The following is a 1349-nucleotide window of genomic DNA, read 5'->3' as shown; positions in this document are numbered from 1 at the left end:
ATTTCCCTTCGACGATTTATCTTCCAGTAAGGTTCGTCCTGCTTATTGCCTAACCAATCAAATTGGAGGCTATCAACACATTATCTTTGCCCTAATTACCAGTCGTATTCCAGAAAATCCCCTTCATACAGATATTATTCTAAGACCAGAAAATCCAGATTTTATGATCAGTGGTCTTCGCAAATCGTCAGCCATCAGACTTGATCATTTAGTAACACTTCGCTCTTCACTGATTCAGCGTGAACTAGGCTCATTATCATTAAAAACCCAAACCTTAATTGTAGATATTTTGTCCGATATTCTACGTTCTTAAAAAAAATACGATCACTGATTTCTTCGGGGGCATTATTTAACGCAGTTTTTAGCTTTAAATTACAATAAATTTGTCTGTTATATCCGTTACGCTATGCTAAGATATTCTACCCTTACTGCTACAATTGGCTCCAAAGACCACTATAACCAACTAAAACCATGACTCAAGCCACTTTTGCAGAAATACTAGAGGCAACCGAACAACTTCCCCCAGAAGATCAAGAACAACTTATTCACCTGTTAAAAAAGTGAAAGACATGGACGAGGCTCAACCATACCTCAACAACTAATGGAAAAGATTCCGGCAAGATTAAAATAAATTAAGGTCATCTGGCCGCAGTCGGTTAAAACTGACTGAAAATATTACCTGGTCTGAGGAGCTTTTCAAATTGACAGACGATCGCGTTTATTGGTTAGCATGGTCAAGTATTGCTGGAGTTGGGTCAATTTCCCTAAAGCGACTCTATCAGCATTTTGGCAGTGTCGCTGTGGCCTGGAATGCCTCCGATTCTGCGATCGCAGAAGTGGCAGGATTCGGCAAAAAGTCAATGGTAGCGGTACGGGAGGGGCGATCGCAAATTGACCCAGAAGCTCTTTTCTCCGAACATATCCAGAAAAACCCCCTTTTTTGGACTCCTAGCGACCCAGAATATCCCCGCTTTCTCCGGGAAATTCCCAGTCCTCCCCCCTTACTTTACTATCAAGGAAAGGTCAATTTAGAGGAAAATCAGGGAAATATCCCCACCGTCGCCATTGTGGGTACTCGCAACCCCACGGATCACGGCCGGCGCTGGGCGCGGCGCTTAAGTACCCTTTTGGCCCAACAGGGATTTACTATTGTTTCTGGTATGGCCGAAGGAATTGATGGCGAGGCACACCAAAGCTGTTTAAAAGCAGGGGGAAGGACGATTGCCGTCTTGGGAACGGGGGTCGATGTGGTTTATCCTAGTCGTCATCGGCAGCTACACGCGGACATCCAAAAGCAGGGTTTAGTCATTAGTGAACATCCCGCCGCAACTCAACCGAATAAAGCCCAT

2 protein-coding genes are annotated in these 1349 nt (G+C 44.3%); both read left to right on the top strand.

Annotation, left to right across the window (positions count from 1 at the left end; genetic code table 11):
• The coding region (locus PX484_RS02630) for a type II toxin-antitoxin system PemK/MazF family toxin (RefSeq protein WP_288102762.1) at positions 1 to 313 on the top strand (313 nt) is incomplete at its 5' end.
• A gap of 388 nt (positions 314 to 701) precedes the next feature.
• A partial coding sequence (locus PX484_RS02625) for a DNA-processing protein DprA (protein ID WP_288102761.1) occupies positions 702 to 1349 on the top strand: 648 nt, incomplete at its 3' end.

Origin of the sequence: Microcystis sp. M49636_WE2, assembly GCF_030065375.1 — a bacterium.
GTDB lineage: Bacteria > Cyanobacteriota > Cyanobacteriia > Cyanobacteriales > Microcystaceae > Microcystis > Microcystis aeruginosa_C.
The sequence above is the reverse complement of the archived record's forward strand: the minus strand, read 5'-3'. Positions and strand labels throughout refer to the sequence as shown.